This is a genomic window from Kitasatospora sp. NPDC087271 (assembly GCF_044744605.1).
Lineage (GTDB): Bacteria > Actinomycetota > Actinomycetes > Streptomycetales > Streptomycetaceae > Kitasatospora.
Map to the genome: position 1 here is coordinate 60,429 of NZ_JBIUYQ010000012.1, position 17,450 is coordinate 77,878.

21 protein-coding genes are annotated in these 17,450 nt (G+C 72.2%); 11 read left to right on the forward strand and 10 right to left on the reverse strand.

All coding sequences use genetic code 11. The features are described 5' to 3' along the window. Positions 1-335: 335 nt before the first annotated feature. Positions 336-1,580, reverse strand: a complete 1,245-nt coding sequence (locus tag ACIO9K_RS21130; RefSeq protein ID WP_400331887.1) for an MFS transporter — start codon at positions 1,578-1,580, stop codon at positions 336-338. 77 nt (positions 1,581-1,657) lie between these two features. On the opposite strand from ACIO9K_RS21130, the gene ACIO9K_RS21135 reads away from it, so the two are divergent. After that, positions 1,658-2,020, forward strand: a complete 363-nt coding sequence (locus tag ACIO9K_RS21135) for a MerR family transcriptional regulator (RefSeq protein ID WP_363584314.1) — start codon at positions 1,658-1,660, stop codon at positions 2,018-2,020. Positions 2,021-2,171: 151 nt separating this feature from the next. After that, positions 2,172-2,978: an alpha/beta fold hydrolase gene (locus ACIO9K_RS21140; protein WP_400331890.1), complete on the forward strand. Its 807-nt coding sequence runs from the start codon at positions 2,172-2,174 to the stop codon at positions 2,976-2,978. 678 nt (positions 2,979-3,656) lie between these two features. Here the strand turns inward: ACIO9K_RS21140 and ACIO9K_RS21145 are convergent. After that, positions 3,657-5,006 (reverse strand): LGFP repeat-containing protein, encoded by a 1,350-nt coding sequence (locus ACIO9K_RS21145; RefSeq protein WP_400331893.1) that lies wholly within the window; start codon positions 5,004-5,006, stop codon positions 3,657-3,659. Between the two features lie 224 nt (positions 5,007-5,230). On the opposite strand from ACIO9K_RS21145, the gene ACIO9K_RS21150 reads away from it, so the two are divergent. The 3 genes from ACIO9K_RS21150 (at position 5,231) to ACIO9K_RS21160 (ending at position 7,557) form a co-directional block, all read left to right on the forward strand. Continuing rightward, positions 5,231-5,653: a hypothetical protein gene (locus tag ACIO9K_RS21150; RefSeq protein ID WP_363622628.1), complete on the forward strand. Its 423-nt coding sequence runs from the start codon at positions 5,231-5,233 to the stop codon at positions 5,651-5,653. Between the two features lie 47 nt (positions 5,654-5,700). Next, the gene (locus ACIO9K_RS21155; protein WP_363622630.1) at positions 5,701-6,135 is read left to right on the forward strand and encodes a hypothetical protein; all 435 of its coding nucleotides are present in this window, start codon (positions 5,701-5,703) and stop codon (positions 6,133-6,135) included. A 438-nt stretch (positions 6,136-6,573) separates the two neighbouring features. Continuing rightward, positions 6,574-7,557 (forward strand): alpha/beta fold hydrolase, encoded by a 984-nt coding sequence (locus ACIO9K_RS21160; RefSeq protein WP_400331896.1) that lies wholly within the window; start codon positions 6,574-6,576, stop codon positions 7,555-7,557. A gap of 85 nt (positions 7,558-7,642) precedes the next feature. Here the strand turns inward: ACIO9K_RS21160 and ACIO9K_RS21165 are convergent, their stop codons facing one another. Further along, on the reverse strand, positions 7,643-8,383 hold the full coding sequence (locus ACIO9K_RS21165; RefSeq protein ID WP_400331899.1) for an SDR family oxidoreductase: 741 nt from the start codon (positions 8,381-8,383) through the stop codon (positions 7,643-7,645). A gap of 117 nt (positions 8,384-8,500) precedes the next feature. Beyond that, positions 8,501-8,806, reverse strand: a complete 306-nt coding sequence (locus tag ACIO9K_RS21170) for a GNAT family N-acetyltransferase (protein ID WP_350878943.1) — start codon at positions 8,804-8,806, stop codon at positions 8,501-8,503. Positions 8,807-8,989: 183 nt separating this feature from the next. Here ACIO9K_RS21170 and ACIO9K_RS21175 point away from each other — a divergent pair, with 183 nt between their 5' ends. After that, the gene (locus ACIO9K_RS21175) at positions 8,990-9,253 is read left to right on the forward strand and encodes a hypothetical protein (protein WP_400331902.1); all 264 of its coding nucleotides are present in this window, start codon (positions 8,990-8,992) and stop codon (positions 9,251-9,253) included. A gap of 26 nt (positions 9,254-9,279) precedes the next feature. On the opposite strand, the gene ACIO9K_RS21180 is transcribed toward ACIO9K_RS21175, so the two are convergent. After that, positions 9,280-10,314 (reverse strand): mechanosensitive ion channel family protein, encoded by a 1,035-nt coding sequence (locus ACIO9K_RS21180; RefSeq protein WP_400331905.1) that lies wholly within the window; start codon positions 10,312-10,314, stop codon positions 9,280-9,282. A gap of 430 nt (positions 10,315-10,744) precedes the next feature. On the opposite strand from ACIO9K_RS21180, the gene ACIO9K_RS21185 reads away from it, so the two are divergent. Together ACIO9K_RS21185 and ACIO9K_RS21190 are read left to right on the forward strand one after the other, a co-directional pair. Then, positions 10,745-11,197, forward strand: coding sequence for an SRPBCC family protein (locus tag ACIO9K_RS21185; RefSeq protein ID WP_363584330.1), 453 nt, complete (start codon positions 10,745-10,747; stop codon positions 11,195-11,197). 129 nt (positions 11,198-11,326) lie between these two features. Continuing rightward, a complete protein-coding gene (locus ACIO9K_RS21190; protein WP_063352503.1) occupies positions 11,327-11,695 on the forward strand; it encodes a hypothetical protein in 369 nt (122 codons plus the stop codon). Between the two features lie 268 nt (positions 11,696-11,963). Here the strand turns inward: ACIO9K_RS21190 and ACIO9K_RS21195 are convergent, their stop codons facing one another. Both ACIO9K_RS21195 and ACIO9K_RS21200 read right to left on the reverse strand, forming a co-directional pair. Then, entirely contained in the window at positions 11,964-12,437 is a 474-nt protein-coding gene (locus tag ACIO9K_RS21195; protein ID WP_363622640.1) for a nucleoside deaminase, read from the reverse strand. A gap of 183 nt (positions 12,438-12,620) precedes the next feature. After that, the gene (locus tag ACIO9K_RS21200) at positions 12,621-13,019 is read right to left on the reverse strand and encodes a VOC family protein (RefSeq protein ID WP_400331910.1); all 399 of its coding nucleotides are present in this window, start codon (positions 13,017-13,019) and stop codon (positions 12,621-12,623) included. Positions 13,020-13,115: 96 nt separating this feature from the next. Between ACIO9K_RS21200 and ACIO9K_RS21205 the strand changes: the two genes are divergently transcribed. Continuing rightward, complete coding sequence (locus tag ACIO9K_RS21205; RefSeq protein WP_400331913.1) at positions 13,116-14,159, forward strand: helix-turn-helix transcriptional regulator; 1,044 nt, start codon at positions 13,116-13,118, stop codon at positions 14,157-14,159. Between the two features lie 95 nt (positions 14,160-14,254). Further along, the gene (locus ACIO9K_RS21210) at positions 14,255-15,202 is read left to right on the forward strand and encodes an NAD(P)H-binding protein (protein ID WP_400332197.1); all 948 of its coding nucleotides are present in this window, start codon (positions 14,255-14,257) and stop codon (positions 15,200-15,202) included. Between the two features lie 61 nt (positions 15,203-15,263). Here the strand turns inward: ACIO9K_RS21210 and ACIO9K_RS21215 are convergent, their stop codons facing one another. From ACIO9K_RS21215 to ACIO9K_RS21225, 3 genes are all read right to left on the reverse strand, one after another. After that, positions 15,264-15,560 carry a response regulator transcription factor gene (locus ACIO9K_RS21215; protein WP_400332200.1) on the reverse strand — a complete coding sequence of 99 codons (297 nt, stop codon included), beginning with the start codon at positions 15,558-15,560 and terminating at the stop codon, positions 15,264-15,266. Positions 15,561-15,810: 250 nt separating this feature from the next. Beyond that, a complete protein-coding gene (locus tag ACIO9K_RS21220) occupies positions 15,811-15,984 on the reverse strand; it encodes a CsbD family protein (protein WP_063352486.1) in 174 nt (57 codons plus the stop codon). A 140-nt stretch (positions 15,985-16,124) separates the two neighbouring features. Continuing rightward, complete coding sequence (locus tag ACIO9K_RS21225) at positions 16,125-16,964, reverse strand: NAD(P)H-binding protein (RefSeq protein WP_363622654.1); 840 nt, start codon at positions 16,962-16,964, stop codon at positions 16,125-16,127. Between the two features lie 110 nt (positions 16,965-17,074). On the opposite strand from ACIO9K_RS21225, the gene ACIO9K_RS21230 reads away from it, so the two are divergent. Continuing rightward, positions 17,075-17,446 (forward strand): helix-turn-helix domain-containing protein, encoded by a 372-nt coding sequence (locus tag ACIO9K_RS21230; protein WP_363584348.1) that lies wholly within the window; start codon positions 17,075-17,077, stop codon positions 17,444-17,446. Positions 17,447-17,450 lie beyond the last annotated feature (4 nt).

Below are 17,450 nucleotides of genomic sequence, written 5' to 3' on the forward strand. Positions count from 1 at the left end.
CAGCCGCCGTCCGGCCGCCGACGATCCCGGCGAATTCGGACGGCTGCGGGCCCGAGTTGTCCGGATCTCGGCGGCTGGCGGCCGAACACCCGGCGGCCGAACACCCGGAGGCTGAACACCCGGCGGCCGAAGGCCCGGTGTCGGGACGCCACCGCTGGGGTGCGCCCGGTCTGGCGAAACGCGCGGGCGCGCAGAGCCAGGGCGGAGCAGCGGGAGCACTCGTGCGCGTCGCCTGGGAGCCGGGTTTCCGAAGTCCACCACCGCCGCGCATGCCTTCCGGCGTGCTCACAGAGCGTTTCGGGTCGTCACCAGGAGTGGGTGTATGCAGTTCGGTGTCAGCGTGAGTGCGGTACTGGGGATCTCGGGTGGCCGGTGGGGCGGCCGGTGGGGCGGGGGAAGCCGTGGCGGTGGGCGGCGACGGTGACGGTCAGGGCGGTGGCGAGCAGGGCCAGGGCGGACCAGGGCAGCGTGCTCGGGCCTCCGTGGTCGAGGAGGAGACCGCCGGCGAGCGCGGCGCCGGCGATGCCGAGGTTCCAGCACGTGACGAGCAGGGACTGGGCGATGTCCCCGGCCGGCCCGGCCGCGTCGGCCACCGCCGTCTGCAGGAGGGTGGCGGCGCCACCGAAGGCGAGACCCCAGACCGCGGCGCTGCCGTAGACGGGCCAGGAGGTGCCGGTGAGCAGGGCGGCGGCGACGGACAGGGCCGCGGCGGAGAGGAGGGCGCAGGCGGCGATCGTCAGGGTGCGCAGGTGGCGGTCGATCAGCGCCCCGGTACCGAGGATGCTCACCAGGGAGGACAGCCCGAGGACGAGCAGGACGGTGTCGGTCCGGCCTCCGAGGCCCAGGGGTGCGAGCAGCGCCGCGACGTACGTGTAGAGCAGGTTGTGGGCGAGGACGAAGGTCACCGTGACGGTGAGGACGGCCGCCACCCCCGGGGTGCGCAGCACCTGCCGGACGGGTGTGCGGGCGTGGCCGGGCCGCCCCGGGACGGCCGGGAGCGCGACGAGCATCCAGACGGCGAGCGCCACGGCGACGGCGCTCATCAGTCCGAAGGTGGTGCGCCAGCCCACCAGCGCGGCGACCAGGGTGCCGGCGGGCACGCCCACCGACAGGGCGACCGTCGAGCCGCCCATGGCGACGGCCATCGCCCTGCCGCGCTGCTCCGGCGCGACGATGCTGCGGGCGTACCCGGCCAGCAGGGCCCAGAGCAGGCCTGCGACCAGGCCCGCGGCGAAGCGCGCCGCCATGGTGAGGGGGTAGTTCGTCGAGACCGCGGTGACGGCGTTGGCCGCGGCGAAGCCGCCGACGGACAGCAGCAGCAGGCGCTTGCGCGGCCAGCCGGCGGTAACGGCGGTCAGCGGTATGGCGGCCGCGATGGAACCGGCCGCGTAGAGCGTGACGGACTGCCCGGCGCCGGACTGGCTGACGCCGAGGTCCGCACTCATCGCGGGCAGCACGCCGGCGGGCAGGGCCTCGGTCATGATGGTGACGAATCCGGCGGTGCTCAGGGCCAGCAGGCTCGGCCAGGGCAGCCGGGTTGTGGGCGGGTCCGAGGGGCTGGGGGAGTGAAGTTCGGGCATGGGCCCGATCGTCTATCCTTGACATCCATGTCAAGGTCCAGCCCGGAACGGCACCGGTCGGGCGTGAGGGTGGTCACATGCGTATCGGCGAACTCGCCCGGCTGACGGACACTCCTCCGCGCCTGCTGCGCTACTACGAGCAGCAGGGCCTGATCACCGCGCACCGCGAGGCGAACGGCTACCGGGCCTACGACGACTACCTCGTCGACCGGGTCCTGCAAATCCGCGGACTCCTGGACGCCGGACTGCCCACGCGGATCATCAGGCAGATCCTGCCCTGCCTGGACAGCCCGCGGACGATCCACTTCGCCGACGCCACACCGGAGATGATCGGCACCCTGGAGTCCGAGACGGAGCGGATGACCCGTCGGATCCAGTGCCTGACCCGTAACCGTGATGCCATCCGGGAGTACCTCACCGAGGTCAAGAGCCGGGCCTGAGGCGTGAGCCCGAGGTGTGTGTCTGTTGGTGTGAGCCTGAGGGGTGCGTCCGAGGTGTGAGCCGACGTCGGGACGCGCCGCGGGCGGCCTGTCGGTCTGCCGGGCGGTCGGCTTGACCTTGCCATTGGTGTGATGGTTGGACCCTTCCGTCATGACCGACTCCGCCATCCGGCACCTCGAATTCGGCGACGGCACACCGCTCGTCATGATCCACGGCTACACCGTCGACCACCGGGTCCTGCTCCCCGTCGAACCCGCCTTCGCCGACCGCCCCGGGTGGCGGCGGCTCTACCTCGACCTCCCCGGCCACGGCACCAGCCCCCGGCTGCCGGGGACGACCTCGGCGGCCACCCTGGCCGACGCCGTCCTCGACTGGATCCACGCCGAACTGGGTGAGCAGCCCTTCGCCGTGCTCGGGCAGTCGTTCGGCGGACAGCTGGCCCGGGCGGTGACGGCGAGGTTCGGGGCGCAGGTCCTGGGCTCGGCGCTGCTCGTACCGGTCGTGCACTGGGGCCCCGACCGGACCCTGCCCGGCGTGACCGTGGCCGAGCGCGACGACGAGCTCCTCGACCGGCTCCCGCCCGCCGACCGCGAACTCTTCGGCCTCGTCATGGCCCGTCACACCGCGCGCAACTGGAAGCTCTTCGAACAGTACGTCCGGCCGGGATGGCGCGCGCACGACCCGGCGGCCGCGGCCGAACTCGAAGCCGACTTCCTGCTGCCGCACTGGCCCGAACACCGCGCGCCGGAGCACCAGGGCCGGCACCTGCTGGTCACCACCCGGCAGGACGCCCTGGTGGGCTGGCGCGACCAACTCGCCCTGCTCGACCACTACCCCCGGATGGCGGCGACGGTGCTCGACGGCGTCGGCCACAACCCGCAGGTCGAGTGCGCCGAGACCGTCCAGGGCCTCATCGGCGCCTGGCTCGACGAACTGCCCCGACCTGCCCGCCGGTGAGCGGGGCGGCGCTCTGGCCGTTCAGACTTCTGAACTCCTCGCACACCTGGCACACCACGGGCAAGATGCCGTCCTCGGCGGACGGCAACACCCGGGTGTGGCCGCGCTGGTGGACGGCTGGTTCCTGCGCTACCCGGTCGCCCCGGTGGCCGTCCGCCCGAACCCCGACCTCGTCGCCGGCTCGCCACCACGGTCACCGCCTACGAGTGGGGGGCCGGCCGCTCTACGGCAGCCCCGGGGCGGTCGAGGGCATCGACGAACCGTAGGGTCACAGTCATCGTGAATCCGGCGCTGGCAGCGATGAGTTGGACGGTAGGAGGAGAATGAGTCGCATGACGTGCTTCCCTGCGAGACCCGGTGCTGTTCTCACGGGCGACGGTGTGCGCCACCCCGTCTACACGGTCGCCGTACCGCGGAGCCTCCAAGTACTCGCCCTGGAGAAGGTCGAAGCCATGCGGTGCTGAGCGGCCGGCCGTGACGCGCGGTGCCCCTTCCTTCCCGTCGGGAGGGAGGCGCACCGCGGTGCACGTCACCGAGGCCTTCATCGTGCGCTGACCGAGGCTTGCCGGTCCCCGCCCGGCCACCTCCGCAGCGCCGGAATCGGCGCCCACTGCGCCAGGGCGTGCATTGTGCCGGCGGACCGAGCGGGAGACCGGACGGACCGGCCTCCCGCGTTGATCAGTTGCAGGTCATGTTGACGGGTGCGTGGTCCGGGTCGTTCCGGTAGCACAGGTGCTGCGGGGCCTTCAGGTCCGTGATGGAACCCTGCCACACGGCGCCCTGCCACAGAGCCTGCGGGGAACCGGAGTTCTCCAGCAGGCGCGGGTAGCGCAGGACCTCCCAGGACGGGTACTTGTCCTTGTTCGTGTCGACGTCGAAGCCGGTGAAGTTCTTGTTCTTGTCGTCGTAGCCGTGCGGGTAGATGTGGAACGTCGCGTTGATCCGGCCGAGATCCGCGTACTGCGAGCCCGGGACGTCCACGAACGAGTTGACCGCTGACACGTCCACCCGGATGCCGCCGTCACCGTAGGGCTCCGCCCAGTACTCGTTCTGCGGGGCCCGGTCGTCCTGGACCACCTTGGCGTGCTCGGTACGCACCAGAGGCTTGGCATTGCGGCACGTCAGATCCCCGACGCAGGACTGGTCGACGTAGATCCCGACCTGGCCCGTGGCGGTGTCCCAGGCGATGGCCACCTTGGAGCTGGCTTCGGGTTCGGTGCTCCACAGGCGGTGGTTGCCCAGGACGTGGTTGATCGGGCTGCCGTCGTCGCCGATGTAGCCGCGCACCACGACGACGCCCCGGTCGGGGCCCTTGGGCAGCAGCGTGGCGCTCTCCTTCAGATCGCCCGGGGCCGGGCTGCCCTGGAAGAACTGGGCATTCGCGCGGGGGATCAGCGGGTTCGCGGTCTCGTTCGGCGACCACCGGATGGGGCCGTGCTCGAACATCTGGGTGACGCCCTCCTGCTGGAGTTCGTCGGTGACGGGGTAGCCGTACACCCCGCCTTCCCAGCCCGCCTGTCCCCAGCGCTGGCCGATGAGGCCCCAGACGGGGTGGACGCCGTTGGAGCGCGCGGGATGCCAGTAGAGCGAGCCGCCCTGGAACACCTGGCGCTTCCCGGCGCCGTCGGGGAGGGAGAGTTCGTCGCTGGTGGGGTAGCCGAGGGAGCCCTTCTCCCAGCCCATGGCGGCCCACTTGTCGCGGATGAGGCCCCAGATGGCGTGGGCGTCGGTGGAGGGGCTCCAGTAGATCGAGCCGCCGTCGAAGACACTGAACCGGCCCACCCCGTCGGGAGCTGTCTGCTCGTCGGTCCGGGGGCAGCCGAGCGTGGTTCGGTACTCCCGGTACTTCTCCAGGATGCGGCCCTGGACCGTGTGGCCACAGATCTGTTCCGGGTCCTGCCCGGCGGCGGAGGCCGTCGCCGGGCAGAGGGCGGAGCCGGCGAGAAGGGCGGTGAGCAGGAGCGAGATCTTCGCTCCCCGTCGGCGGGCTCGTCCGCGGGGCGTTGAGTGTTCGCTGATGATGTTCACCCGAGTGATTCTCGCGTACATGCCAACAAGAGGGATAGTGTCCGAAGCGTCAAGAATGGGCAGGTGCGCGACAGAAGCACACGGGTAGGCCCAGTCGCGAGAACTACTGGGCCCCGCGGTCCGTCAAACATCGGTGAGACGCGCTCAAGGTTCGCTGCGACGGGGCACCGGTCACTACTGTCCTCGGTGTTTGATGTCATGCAGAGTGATCGATCAGGTATTCGATGGAGGATCGTGTGGCGAGGGGACGGCGCGTCTTCTTCGGCGTGCTGGGTGGGGCTCTCGGTGTTCTCGGCGTGGGCGTGGTCGTGTGGCTGACGTTCCGGCCTTCCTGGCCTGAGGTGCCCGACCCGGTCGGACGATGGAGCGGTGGAACGGCGGTGTTCGAGTTCCTCCCGGACGGACGGGTCGGGTCCGCGAAGGTGCCGGCCTACGTGTGCAACAGCGCGGCGGCCGATCCGGCGCAGCCGACGGAACTGGAGGGGAGTTGGAAGGAGTCCTACCTCGATGACGCCGGTCGTGGGGTGTATGTGACGGCGACCCGTAAGGACGGGGGAGGCAACTGCAGGATCTGGCTGACGGCCATGGACAACGGGAAGGACCTGTGGCTTCTGGCGACCAAGGGGTTCGTCATGGAGAAGGGCTGAGATGCCGCGGTGATTTCGAGTACGGCGGCATCGAGCGAGGGGGAGCTGTGGCTGGTCGATGGAAGTACCTGAAGTCCCGGGAGGGCGCCGTCCTGCTCGCGGGTGTCCTGCTGATCGCCGGCCTGGCGGGGTATCTGAAGGCCCGGTCGGGAGGGCCGGATCCGAAGGACTACGTGGGGCGTTGGGCGTCGCGGGACGAGGTGATCGAACTGCGGGAGGGGGGTCGGCTCGGCGAGGTGCGGCTCGACGGGTACTTCTGTGCAAAGGATCCCGTCGGGCAGGGTGCGGTGTTGGGGGAGTACCAGGGGAGTTGGCGGACCGGGAGTGTGGACGACGCGGGATCGGGGGTCTTCGTGGTGCTGCGGGACTACTACTCCGGGGGTGACTGCGAGATCTATCTGCAGGAGGGACGAAAGGGGGCGGTGGCCAGCCTGGGCGGTCAGCCGCGGGGGAGCGCGCAGCGGGTCTTCTCCAGGGTGTAGGGGCTCGGAGAACGATTGCACCCATGATCGGGTAGTCGTCCACGACGACCCGGCCGGTTGGGGGCGTCGACGAGCCGGCGGCGATGTCACGGGAGAACCCCATGCCCTGACAGTGCCCGGGTGGAGAGAAACAGCGGCACACCGCGTCGGTCTGGGCGGTGCGTGCGGGTGCGGGGGAGACCGCGGTGGCCGGCTGAGCGCGTTGCTCGCGAGGGCGTAGCTGTGTGGGCCATCGGGGTGACCGATCGGAGCATCGCCACGGGCGGGGCGCGGGCCGCTTTGCCGAAATGGCAACAAGCCTCGCCCTCCTCGGTGTGCGCGCAGCATGATCGGCACTGCGTCGGCACCTGAATCGGCACCGCATCGTCATCGTGCCGCCGAACAGCAGCTTGCCGAACCGAACTTGGTGTATGCCGGATCGAGATCCCAGGAGGACACATGTCACCGTCGCGGACCACGGGCCCCACCCACCGGCTGGTCCCCTCGCCAGCCGGCCGGATCCACCTGGTGGAGCAGGGCACCGGGCCGCTGGTCCTGCTGCTGCACGGGTTCCCGGAGTCCTGGTACTCCTGGCGCCACCAGCTGCCGGTGCTGGCCGCTGCCGGATACCGCGCGGTCGCCATCGATGTCCGCGGGTACGGGCGCTCCTCCAGGCCCGAGGAGGTGACCGCGTACCGGATGTTCGACCTGGTCGAGGACAACGTCGCGGTGGTGCACGCCCTGGGTGAACGGTCCGCGGTGATCGTCGGCCACGACTGGGGCTCGACCATCGCCGCCGACTCCGCCCTGATCCGACCGGACGTCTTCCGCGCCGTGGGGCTGCTGAGCGTTCCCTACCTCCCGCGGGGCGGACCGAGGCCCGGCGAGGTCTTCGGGCAACTGGGCGGCGACGAGGAGTTCTACGTCTCCTACTTCCAGGAGCCGGGTCGGGCCGAGGCCGAGATCGAACCGGACGTGCGCGGCTGGCTCGCGGGCTTCTACGCCGCGCTGTCCGCCGACACCATGCCGGCGGCCGGCGCGCCCGACCCGCACTTCGTCAGCCGTGGCGGGACACTTCGCGACCGATTTCCCGTCGGACGGCGGCCCGGCTGGCTCAGCGCGGAGGAACTCGACGTCTACGCCGGAGAGTTCGAGCGAACCGGCATGAGCGGAGCGCTGGGCCGCTACCGGAACATGGACCGGGACTGGGAGGACCTCGCCGACTTCGACGGCGCCCCCGTCACCCAGCCGTCCCTGTTCATCGGCGGGAGCCGGGACGCCTCCACCACCTGGCTGGCCGACGCGATCGCGGCCTACCCCGCGACCCTGCCCGGCCTGCTCTCCTGCCACATCCTCGACGGCTGCGGGCACTGGGTCCAGCAGGAACGCCCCACCGAGGTCAACCGGATCCTGACCGACTGGCTCGCGTCCCTCCCTTCCTGAGCGAGGGGAGCAGGCTGCTGCGCGGGCTCGACGGTCGGGTCGGACTCGCGGCCCATCCGCGCCGTGGTGCTCCGGAGCGCCGCGCTCACCAGGCCACGGTTCGGCCGAGGTAGTCGACGTAGTGCAGGCCCGGGCTGCTCCGGAGGGCGTCGAGCGTCCTGACCACGTTCGGGATGCTCTCGTCGATGCCGAGCAGGGCGTCCGAGCCGCCCAGGTCGGTGCGCACCCAGCCGGGGGCCATGAGGACCAGGGGCCGGGGTTCGCCGCTGTGCCGCGCCGCGTAGCTGCGCATGAACGTGTTGAGCGCGGCCTTGCTGCCGCGGTACACCTCGTGGCCGCCGCGCTCGTTGTTGGCCACGCTGCCCTGGCCCGAGGACATCACCGCGATCGTGCCCGCGGGCTCGACGAGGTCCTGGAGGGCCTCGATGACGCGCAGCGGGCTCAGCGCGTTGGTGACCATGACCCGGACGAACTCCTCGGTGGAGGTCTGCGCCACCGTGCCCTCGGGCTGGTTCGTGACGCCGGCGTTCACGAAGAGCAGATCGAACGTCCGGCCGGCCAGGCGAGCGCTCAGCGCCGCGACCTGCTCGGGCTCGGTGATGTCGACGGTCTCGACCTCGACCTGCCCGGCGTGGGCGTCGGCGAGCTCGTGCAGCCCGGTCCGGCCCGAGCCGCGCACGGTGGCCACGACCTGCCAGCCGGCTCTCGCCCATTCCTGGGCGAGGGCGAGGCCCAGGCCCCGGGACGCGCCGATCAGGAGCACGCGCCTGCCAGGGGCCGGGGCCGGGGGCGGCGCGGAGTGACTTCCCGAGTTGGTTGTGGACATAACAGTGATTGTGCGAGGCGTCATCGCGTCCGGCAAGCCGCCTCTCCGGCAGGGGAGTTGGCAATCCGGGGCCGGGGGGTCTCCCGCTTCTCGCCGTGCCGCCGGCCGGCGGGCGGCTCAGAGGCCGAAGCGGGCGCGGTGGGAGGCGGGGACCAGGTCGGTGTACTCGGGGTGCTTGGTGATCCAGCCGCGGATGAAGGGGCAGTAGGGCAGGACGGCGAGTGCCTGCTCGCGGGCCGTGTCCAGTGCCGCGCGTGCCAGTCGGCCGGCCAGGCCGCGGCCCTCGAAGCGGGGGTCGATCTCGGTGTGGATGAAGGCGATCTCGTCGTCGGAGCGGTGGTACTCGGCGAAGCCGGCGAGTTCTCCGCCGTCCTGGATCTCGAAGCGCGACTTCTCGGTGTTGTCGGTGACGAGCTGGTCCATGGTTTCCTCCGCAAGATGGGGGGCGGCCCGGGAGGGCCGGTGGCGGGGTGGCGCGGCACCGCCACTATAGTTTAAGAATCAACATTTGTCGTCTGGTCACCACGAGGGCCGACGGGCACAGGCTGGGGTGCCAGGTGAACGTCCGGCAGCCGAACAGTCGGCCGGCCGCTGCTGGCCCGGGGCATGGCCGGACTCGACCTCGGGCTCGGGGGGCGCGTCGAGGCCCGCCTGCGCGTCCCCGGGACCGACGACGTCCTGGTGACCGCGGACGCCGGCGGCGCGTCCATCGCCCTGGCCCCGCCCGAGGGCCCGGCCACCATCGAGAGCGACGCCGCGGTGCGCGTCCTGCTGTTGTGGGGGCGGCGTCCGGCGGACCCGGGCCGCTGGCACAGCACGGTCGGTCCGGAGGAGCTGCGACGGGTGCGTGCCCTGCTGAGCGGCTGCTGAGCGGCTGCTGAGTGACTACTGAGTGACTACTGAGCGGGTGGGGGGAAGGGGGCGCGCGGGGTGTCAGGCCCGGTCCGGGGCGCCGGGGTGACGGACACCCGGGGGAGCGCTTCGGGGTGGTGTTCGCAGATGTGCGTCACCAGGTGTTCGCGGAGCTGGCAGCGGAGGGAGAACGCGTCGTCGGCGTTGGCGGCGGTCGCCAGGAGCCGGACCACGATGGTGGTGGGCGTGGTGTCGACGACCTGTAGGGCGCTGCCCTGGCCGTCCCAGAGGGGGCTGTCGGCGAGGAACGCGTCGAACTCCTTGCGCAGCAGGGGGACCGGGGCCCGGTGGTCGAGGTGGAGGAAGGCGGTGCCGGTGATCCGGCTGGAGCGGCGCGACCAGTTCTCGAACGGGCGGCCGGCGAAGTAGGACATCGGCATCACCAGGCGGCGCTGGTCCCAGGTCGCGATCACCACCGCGGTGAGGGTGATCTCCTCCACGGTGCCCCACTCGCCGGACACCACGACCACGTCGCCGATCCGGACCAGGTCGCCGAAGGCCAGCTGCACCCCGGCGAAGAGGTTGGCCAGCACGCTCTGAGCGGCGATGCCCGCGACCACGCCGACCAGGCCCGCGGACGCGAGCAGACTGGTCCCGATGCCGCGCACGGAGGGGAAGGTCATCAGCATCGCGCCCAGGGCGGCGATCGCGATGATCGCCTGGCAGATCCGGCCGAGCAGACCCGCCTGGGTGCGGGCGCGGCCGGCCGAGGAGGGGTCGCGGCGGTGGACGGCGAGGCGGACGGCGCCTTCGACGACGAGCCCGACCACCCGGGCGCCGAGCCATCCGCCGGAGGCGATCGCCAGCAGGACCAGGAGGTGGTGCAGCTGCTCCCGGGTCTCCGGCGAACCGCCGACCCACGGCTGGACGGCGAGGGACAGCGAGGCGGCGAGCACGGTGACCAGGGGTCGCCGGCAACTGCGCAGCATCCCCGGCATGACGCTGCCCGGCCGGTGCGGGGCGAATCTGCGGACCAGCCGTTCGGCGGTCCGGTCCAGGACGTAGGTGGTCAGGGCCACCCCCGCACCTGCCAGGAGCAGACGGAACAGGCTCCACCACACGCTCGCTCTCCCTCCGCGACGGCCGCAGCGCGGCGCTGTGGGCCGGCCTTCCCCGGGCCGGCGCTGTGGGCGGGCTTTCCCCGGGCCCGCTTCCCGGAGCCCGTTTTCCCGTTCGGCGGGATTCACACCTGCCGGAGGTGAGGTGGGGGCCCGACCACGGCGATGGGCCGTTCGGGTGAGGGGGACGAGGGGACGAGGCGGACGAGGCGGGGGAGACGGGTGAGGGGGACGAGGGGACGAGGCGGACGAGGCGGGGGAGACGGGTGAGGGGGGCGAGCCGAGGGGCCGCGTCGAGGGTTCAGCCGGGGTGCATATCGGCCCGGGAACGGGGCAGCCGGAGCCTGAAGGCCCGCCGGCCCGGGCGGGCACCGACATGTCAGGAGGAGCGATGCACCGGATCGAGGAGTCCGTCGAGGTGGCGGCGCCGCTCGGCACGGTCTACGAGAGCTGGGTCAGGTGTGAGGAGTTCCCGCAGTTCATGCGGGGTGTGGTCAGGGTCGACCGGTCGGGCCAGGACACCAGCTGGGTGGTCCGGACCGCCGCCGGCCCGCGCGAGTTCACCGCCGTGACCACGGAGCTGGTGGAGAACGACCGCGTGGCGTGGGACAGCGGCCCTGGCCCGGTGCGGCACCAGGGCGTGGTCACCTTCCACGCCGTGGGCGACGCCGCCACCCGGGTGATGTTCCAGTTGGAGGTCGAACCGCACGGGCTCTGGGAGCACCTCGCCGAGGCGCTCGGGTTCGTCGACCGCCGGGTGATCGACGACCTGACCGACTTCAAGCGCCACGTCGAGGAGGGCGGCGGACCGGTCGGGGCCACGGTCGACGACACGGTGGCATGAACCTCCGGATCGGGGGCAGCCGAAGCGTACCGGCAGCCCGATCCGACAGCCCGATCCGACAGCCCGATCAGGCAGACCGATCAGGCAGTCAGACCTGACAGCCAGACCCGACGACGGAAGGAGACGGTCGTGAGTGATCGCGTCAACATCTGGGAGTTCCGGGACACCGCCGGTCACACGGCGGGCACCGACCTCATCGGCTTCCACGTCGAGGCCACCGACGGAGCGATCGGCAAGATCGACAAGCTGTCCGAGGCGGTCGGCGCCCAGCACCTGGTCGTCGACACCGGTCCGTGGATCCTCGGCAGGCGGGTGCTCCTGCCCGCCGGCACCGTGATCCGGATCGAGATCGGCGAGCAGAAGGTGTACGTCGACCGGTCCAAGGACGACATCAGGAACGGTCCCGGCCTCGACGACGGCGCGGCCGACGTGTCGGCCGACGTCCGCGACCGCTACGGGCTCTACTACGACCCGTTCTACGGCGGTCGGATCTTCTGACGAAAGGGAGCAGCAGTCATGCCGTACGGTTCCACGCAGCTCCAGCCCCAGCCGCAGTCCCAGTCCGTCGGACCTGTCAGTCCGCCGGTGGTGCCGGATCCTCCGCTGCCGCCCGGCGTGCCCGAGCCGCCGCCGGATCCGGTGCTCCCGGGCCCCGCTACGCCGTCACCCGCGCCGCCCGGGCCTGAGCCCGAGCCGGGCCTGCCCCGCCCGCCCGAGCCGCCGGACTGACGAGCCGGACAGAGGAGTCCCGGGGTGGGCCAGAGCGTTACCCCCAGTACCCCGTGTGCACCGCGGAGGCCTCCTCGAAGAGGTGCGGGCCGGACGCCTCCACGGTGCTGCCGCCGGCGGCGAAGACCTGGCGGCACGGCAGGTCGAGCACCGGCTCCTCCGGGTCCACTCCCGCGATGGCGTTCAGCTCCGCCCCTGCGAGCGCGTAGACGACCTTGCGGATGCCGCTCCAGTAGATCGCCCCGGCGCACATCGCGCACGGTTCGGTACTCGTGTACAGGACGGCGTCGACGAGCTGCGTCGGGGCCAGGGTGCGCGAGGCCTGCCGCACCAGATTGGTCTCCGCGTGGGCGGTGACGTCGCGGTCGGTCAGCACCGAGTTCTCGGCCGTGAGCAGGACGTTCCCGGCGGAGTCGGTCAGCAGCGCTCCGAAGGGGTGGTTGCCGTGCGCCCGGGCGTCGGCCGCGATCTCGATGGCCGCGAGCAGGTGCTCGCGGGTGCGGTCGGTCATGACGTGCTCCTCAGGGGATCGGCGGTGGGGCGGGCCCCATGGTGTCGCGGTCGGGCGGGGCGGTGGTACCAGGTTGCCGCACCCGCCCTCCGCCCGCGACCACCCCCGGCGGCGGCCCGGGCCCGCGAGCCGGTGCGGAGCGTGCTGCGGGGACCGGCTCCCGCCCGGGCGGCCGTGCTGTCGTCAGCGGGCGAACTTCTCGACGGCCGCCGGCGTGACGGGTGTGAAGAAGTTGACCAGGTTGCCGTCGGGGTCACGGAGCAGGAGCGACCGGTTGCCCCAGGGCATCGTGGTGGGCTCGGTCACGAAGTCGGTGACGAAGCCGGTCAGGTTCCGGTACACGCCGTCCACGTCGGCGACGAGGAATTCGAAGATCACGCTGTTGTTGTCGGCCGGACGGGCGGAGCCGGGCGCGAACAGCGCCACGGTCCGGGTGCTGCCGATCGCGAGGGTCCCGCCGGCGGTCCGCAGTTCGGCGAAGTCCTCGGTGGACCAGTGCGCCTGTACCCCCGTGGCCCGCTCGTAGAAGCCGACGAGGCGTGCGATGTCGCCCGTGATGATCCGGATCGAAACGAAGTCCATGGTGCTCTCTCCTCGGGTCGGTGAAGTCGTTGCACCCCGGACGGTAGAGGAAATAGTGGACAGAATCGGTCCGGTATCAGCGCTAGGCTCGTGGACATGGGCCGACCCACCAGCCGTGTGCTCACCCTCCTGGAACTCCTGCAGTCGGGCGGCATCAGGACGGTGGCCGAACTCGCCGACCGGCTCGGCGTCGACGGGCGCACCGTGCGGCGGTACGTGGACCACCTGGTCGACCTCGACATCCCCGTCGAGGCGGTCCGCGGCCGCTACGGCGGGTACCGGCTCGCCCCCGGGTACCGCCTGCCTCCGCTCATGCTCAACGACGACGAGGCGCTCGCCGTGCTGCTCGGCCTCGTCGCGGGCCGCAGGGCGGGGCTGCTGACGGCGACCGGGACCGCGACCGGGACCGCGGGCGAGACGGCGGCGGCCAAGATCCGCCGGGCACTGCCCGAGCGCCTCGCCCGTCGGCTCGACGCCGTCCTGGAATCCCTCGCCTTCACGGCTGAGCCCGGCGAGGCGGCCACCCCGGAGACGGGCGTCCTGCTCGCCGTCGCCGACGCGGTGCGCCATCGCCGCCCGATCTCGATCAGGTACACCGCCCGGGACGGCCGGCGGAGCGAACGCACGCTGCACCCGTACGGGATCGTCACCCACGCGGGCCGGTGGTACGTCACGGGCGCCGATCCCGAGATCGATCCCGGGGCCGGCCAGGACCGGACCTTCCGGCTCGATCGCATCGCGGACGCGAGGCCCCTGCCGGGCTCGTTCGAGCCGCCCGCCGGGCTCGATCCGGCCCAGCGCGTCCTGTCCGGGCTCGCCAAGGCCGCGTACCGGTACGAAGTGACCCTGCGGATCCACGGGACGGTCGAGCAGATCCGCGCCCGGCTCCCCGCCAGTGTCGCGAGCATCGAGGGGCTCGCGCCCGCGTCCGTGGACGGCGCGGATCCGCACACCGAGCGGTGGCTGCACGTCGAACTGCGGGCGGAGCGGCTCGACTGGCTGCCCCCCGTCCTCGCCTCGCTCGACCGGCCGTTCGTCATCGAGCGGCCGGACGAACTCCGCGGCCTCGTCATCGCGCTCGCCGACCGGCTCGCCGCCTCCGCTCGCCAGGCCCGCGATCCGGACCGGATCGGAGGTTGATGCGCCCGCCCTGCCCTCACGGAAGCCGACGCGCTCGCCCTGGCGTCGAGGACCCGCGGAACCTTCCCGGCGCGGGAGCGTTGGCAGTGCACCGGATGTCCCGGTCAGGTAGGTGGGAGGCAATCGTCGTGCTCGTAGAACCTGTCCTTGTCACCGGCGCCGGCGGTGGGGTCGGCGGAGTCGGGCGAAGGATCCTGGAGGGGTTGCGGGCGCAGAACGTGCCCGTCAGGGCTCTCGTACACCACGACGACGAACGGGCCTCGGACCTGAGGACGATGGGCGGCGTGGAGGTGATGGTCGGTGACCTCACCCGTGGGGCGGACGTGGTCAGGGCGCTGGCCGGCTGCCACCGGGCCTACTTCGGGATGAGCGTGTCGTCCGCCTACCTGGAGGCCGCGGCGACGGTGGCGGTCGCCGCCCGGGAGAGCGTCAGCCTGGAACTGCTGGTCAGCATCTCGCAGATGACCATCTCGCAGATGGACCTCACCAGCGACGCCGAGTCCCGGCAGCAGCGACTGCACTACCTCGCCGAACACGTCCTCGACTGGTCCGGGGCGCCGGTCGTCCACGTCCGGCCCACCGTGTTCATGGAGAATCCGCTCTTCACCGGGGTGGCGGCCGCTTCGATCCGGCGCGACGGCACGATCCGCCTCCCCTTCGGCGCGGCCCGGACCTCACCGGTCGCGGCCGCCGACGTGGCCGAGGTCGTCACCGCACTCCTGCTCGATCCTTCCCCCCGGACCGGCCGCGTCCACGAACTGACCGGGGCTCGATCCCGCGACATGACGGCCATCGCGGCCGAGTTCTCCGCCGCCCTGGGCCGCGAGGTGACCTACGTCGACGTGCCCTACCAGGAGTGGCTGGAGCACGACCTCAAGAGCCAAGGCCTGCCGGACCACGTGTTCGACCACATCGCCACGATGGCCAGGCTGCACGGCGAGAACCGGTACGACCGGGCGACGAACGACGTCGCCGAGCTTCTCGGTCGCCCCCCACGGGGGTTCGACACCGTGATCAAGGACCTGCTCGCCCGGCGACCGTAGCCGACCTGCAACCGTAGCCGCCCGGCGACCGTAGCCGGCCGGGTGCCGGGGGAGCGGCCGCTCAGAGCCAGCCGCGCTGCGCCGCCTTGAGGCCGGCCTCGAAGCGGCTCGACGCGTCTAGGCGCTCCATCAGCCCGGCCATCTGGCGGCGGACGCTGCGTGCCGACAGGCCCAGGTTCCGGCCGGCGGCCTCGTCGGTGAGGCCGGACGCGAGCAGCCGCAGGAGTTCCTGCTCGGTGGCGCTGAGGCCGGTCTCGGTGTCCTTGCGCCGGTCGGCGCCGAGCGGGACGGCGGCCTGCCAGGTCCGCTCGAAGAGGGCGACCAGGGAGGCGACGATCCCGGGCTCGCGCGTGCACAGGGCGCCGAGCCGGGTGTGGGCCGGGTCGACCGGGACCGCAGACCCACCGCGTGCGCGGACCGCGACCGCGAGGCCCGAACCCCGAGAGGGTTCGGGCCTTGGCGCGGGGTGGCCGGGCGCCCTCGCCGGTCACGTGGGACTGCGGCGTCTCCACGGGTTCCTGAGTCCCACGGGCCGGGCAGGGACGGTTGAGCCGGCTGGGTCGGGGCGGGGCGGGGCGGCCGCGCGGGCGCGGCCGCCGTGCTCCGGGTCAGTCCTTTCCGACGTCCTTGATCTTCTCGCCGGCCTGCTTCAGGTCGCTCTTGATCTGTTTGCCCCGGCCCTCGGCCTCGACGACCCGGTCGCCGGTGGCCCGTCCGGCGGCTTCCTTGGCCTTGCCGTGGACCTTCTCGGCCGCGTTGTGCAGCTTGTCCTTGGCACTCATCGGATCACTCCTCTCGGTAGTGGGGGCTCGGTCCGCCCCGGACGGCGTCTGCCCGGGATCGGCGGTTCCACACCCGGAACATCCGGAGTCGGCCGCCAGCCGAGAGCCGGCGCGGTGTCGACGGGGCCACTCGGGCAGGCTCAGCGGAAGGCGGCGACGTTGCGGGCGGCCCAGTCGGCGAAGGGGCGCGGGGCGGTGCCGAGGACCCGTTGCACGTCCGGGCTGACGCGCAGCTCGGCCGGGTTCGGGGAGCCGAGGATGTCCAGGGTGTCCTCGGCGAGCTCCACCGGCATGCTGTGGGCCATGGCGGCGGAGGCCTCCTCGCGGGTGAGGTCGTGGAACCGCACCGGCGAGCCCAGGGCGGCCGCGATGGCCTGCGCCTGCCGGCGCGGGGTGATCACCTCCGGGCCGGTCAGCTCGTACACGCCGCCGCTGTGCCGGTCCTCCAGCAGGCAGGCCGCCGCGACGTCGGCGATGTCCGCCGGGTCGATGATCGGCACCCCGACGTCGCCGAAGGGCGCGGCGACGACCCGCTGCGCGCGGACGGACTCGGCCCACCACAGGGCGTTGGAGGCGAAGCCGCCCGGCCGCAGGATGCTCCAGTCCACACCGGACCCCCGCAGGACGTCCTCCAGTTCGCTCATCGCGATCCGCGTCGGGCCGAAGGGCCTGGTCGCCACGCCCTGCGAGGAGAGCAGGACGATCCGGCGGACCCCGCCGGCCACGGCCTGGCCGATGAGGTCGGCCGGGTTGGCCCCGGCGGCGTGCAGGTCGCCGGACAGCAGCAGGAAGAGCGCCTCCGCCCCGGCCAGCGCGGGTTCGAGGCCGGCCGGCCCGGCCAGGTCGGCCGCCACGTGGCGGACACCGTCCGGCACCGCCGCCGCGTGCCGCGACACCGCCGTCACCTGTCGGCCCGCCTCGGCCAGTGCCCGCGTCAGCGGTCGGCCCACATTGCCGGTGGCCCCGGTCACCACGATCATGGTCAGCTCCTCGTTCGACGTCCGCCGTGGCCGCTGCGGCCTCGGTGGTCCCCACGCTAGGAGCCAGGGCTAACCCTTGGTAAGGACATACCTTGACGTAAGCTCAGGGCATGGTGGTAGGTGTGCAGGACAGGCAGGGCGAGGCCGGGAAGCGGTATGAGGTGTTTCACACCGACTGCCCCGCGCGCGAGGTGGTCGACCACGTGACCAGCAGGTGGGGCATCTGGGTGCTGATCTCCTTGCGGAGCAACGACCTGCGGTTCTACGAGCTGCGCGAGAGCATCCACGGCATCAGCGAGAAGATGCTCGCCCAGACCCTGCGCGCGCTGGTGCAGGACGGCCTGGTCTGGCGGAGGGTCGAGCCGACGACACCGCCCCAGGTCACCTACGGGCTGACCGAGTTCGGCCAGGACCTCGGCGAGCCGCTGGCCGAGCTGTTCGACCGGATCACCCGGGGGCTGCCGCCGCGCGACGCGGGATAGCGGG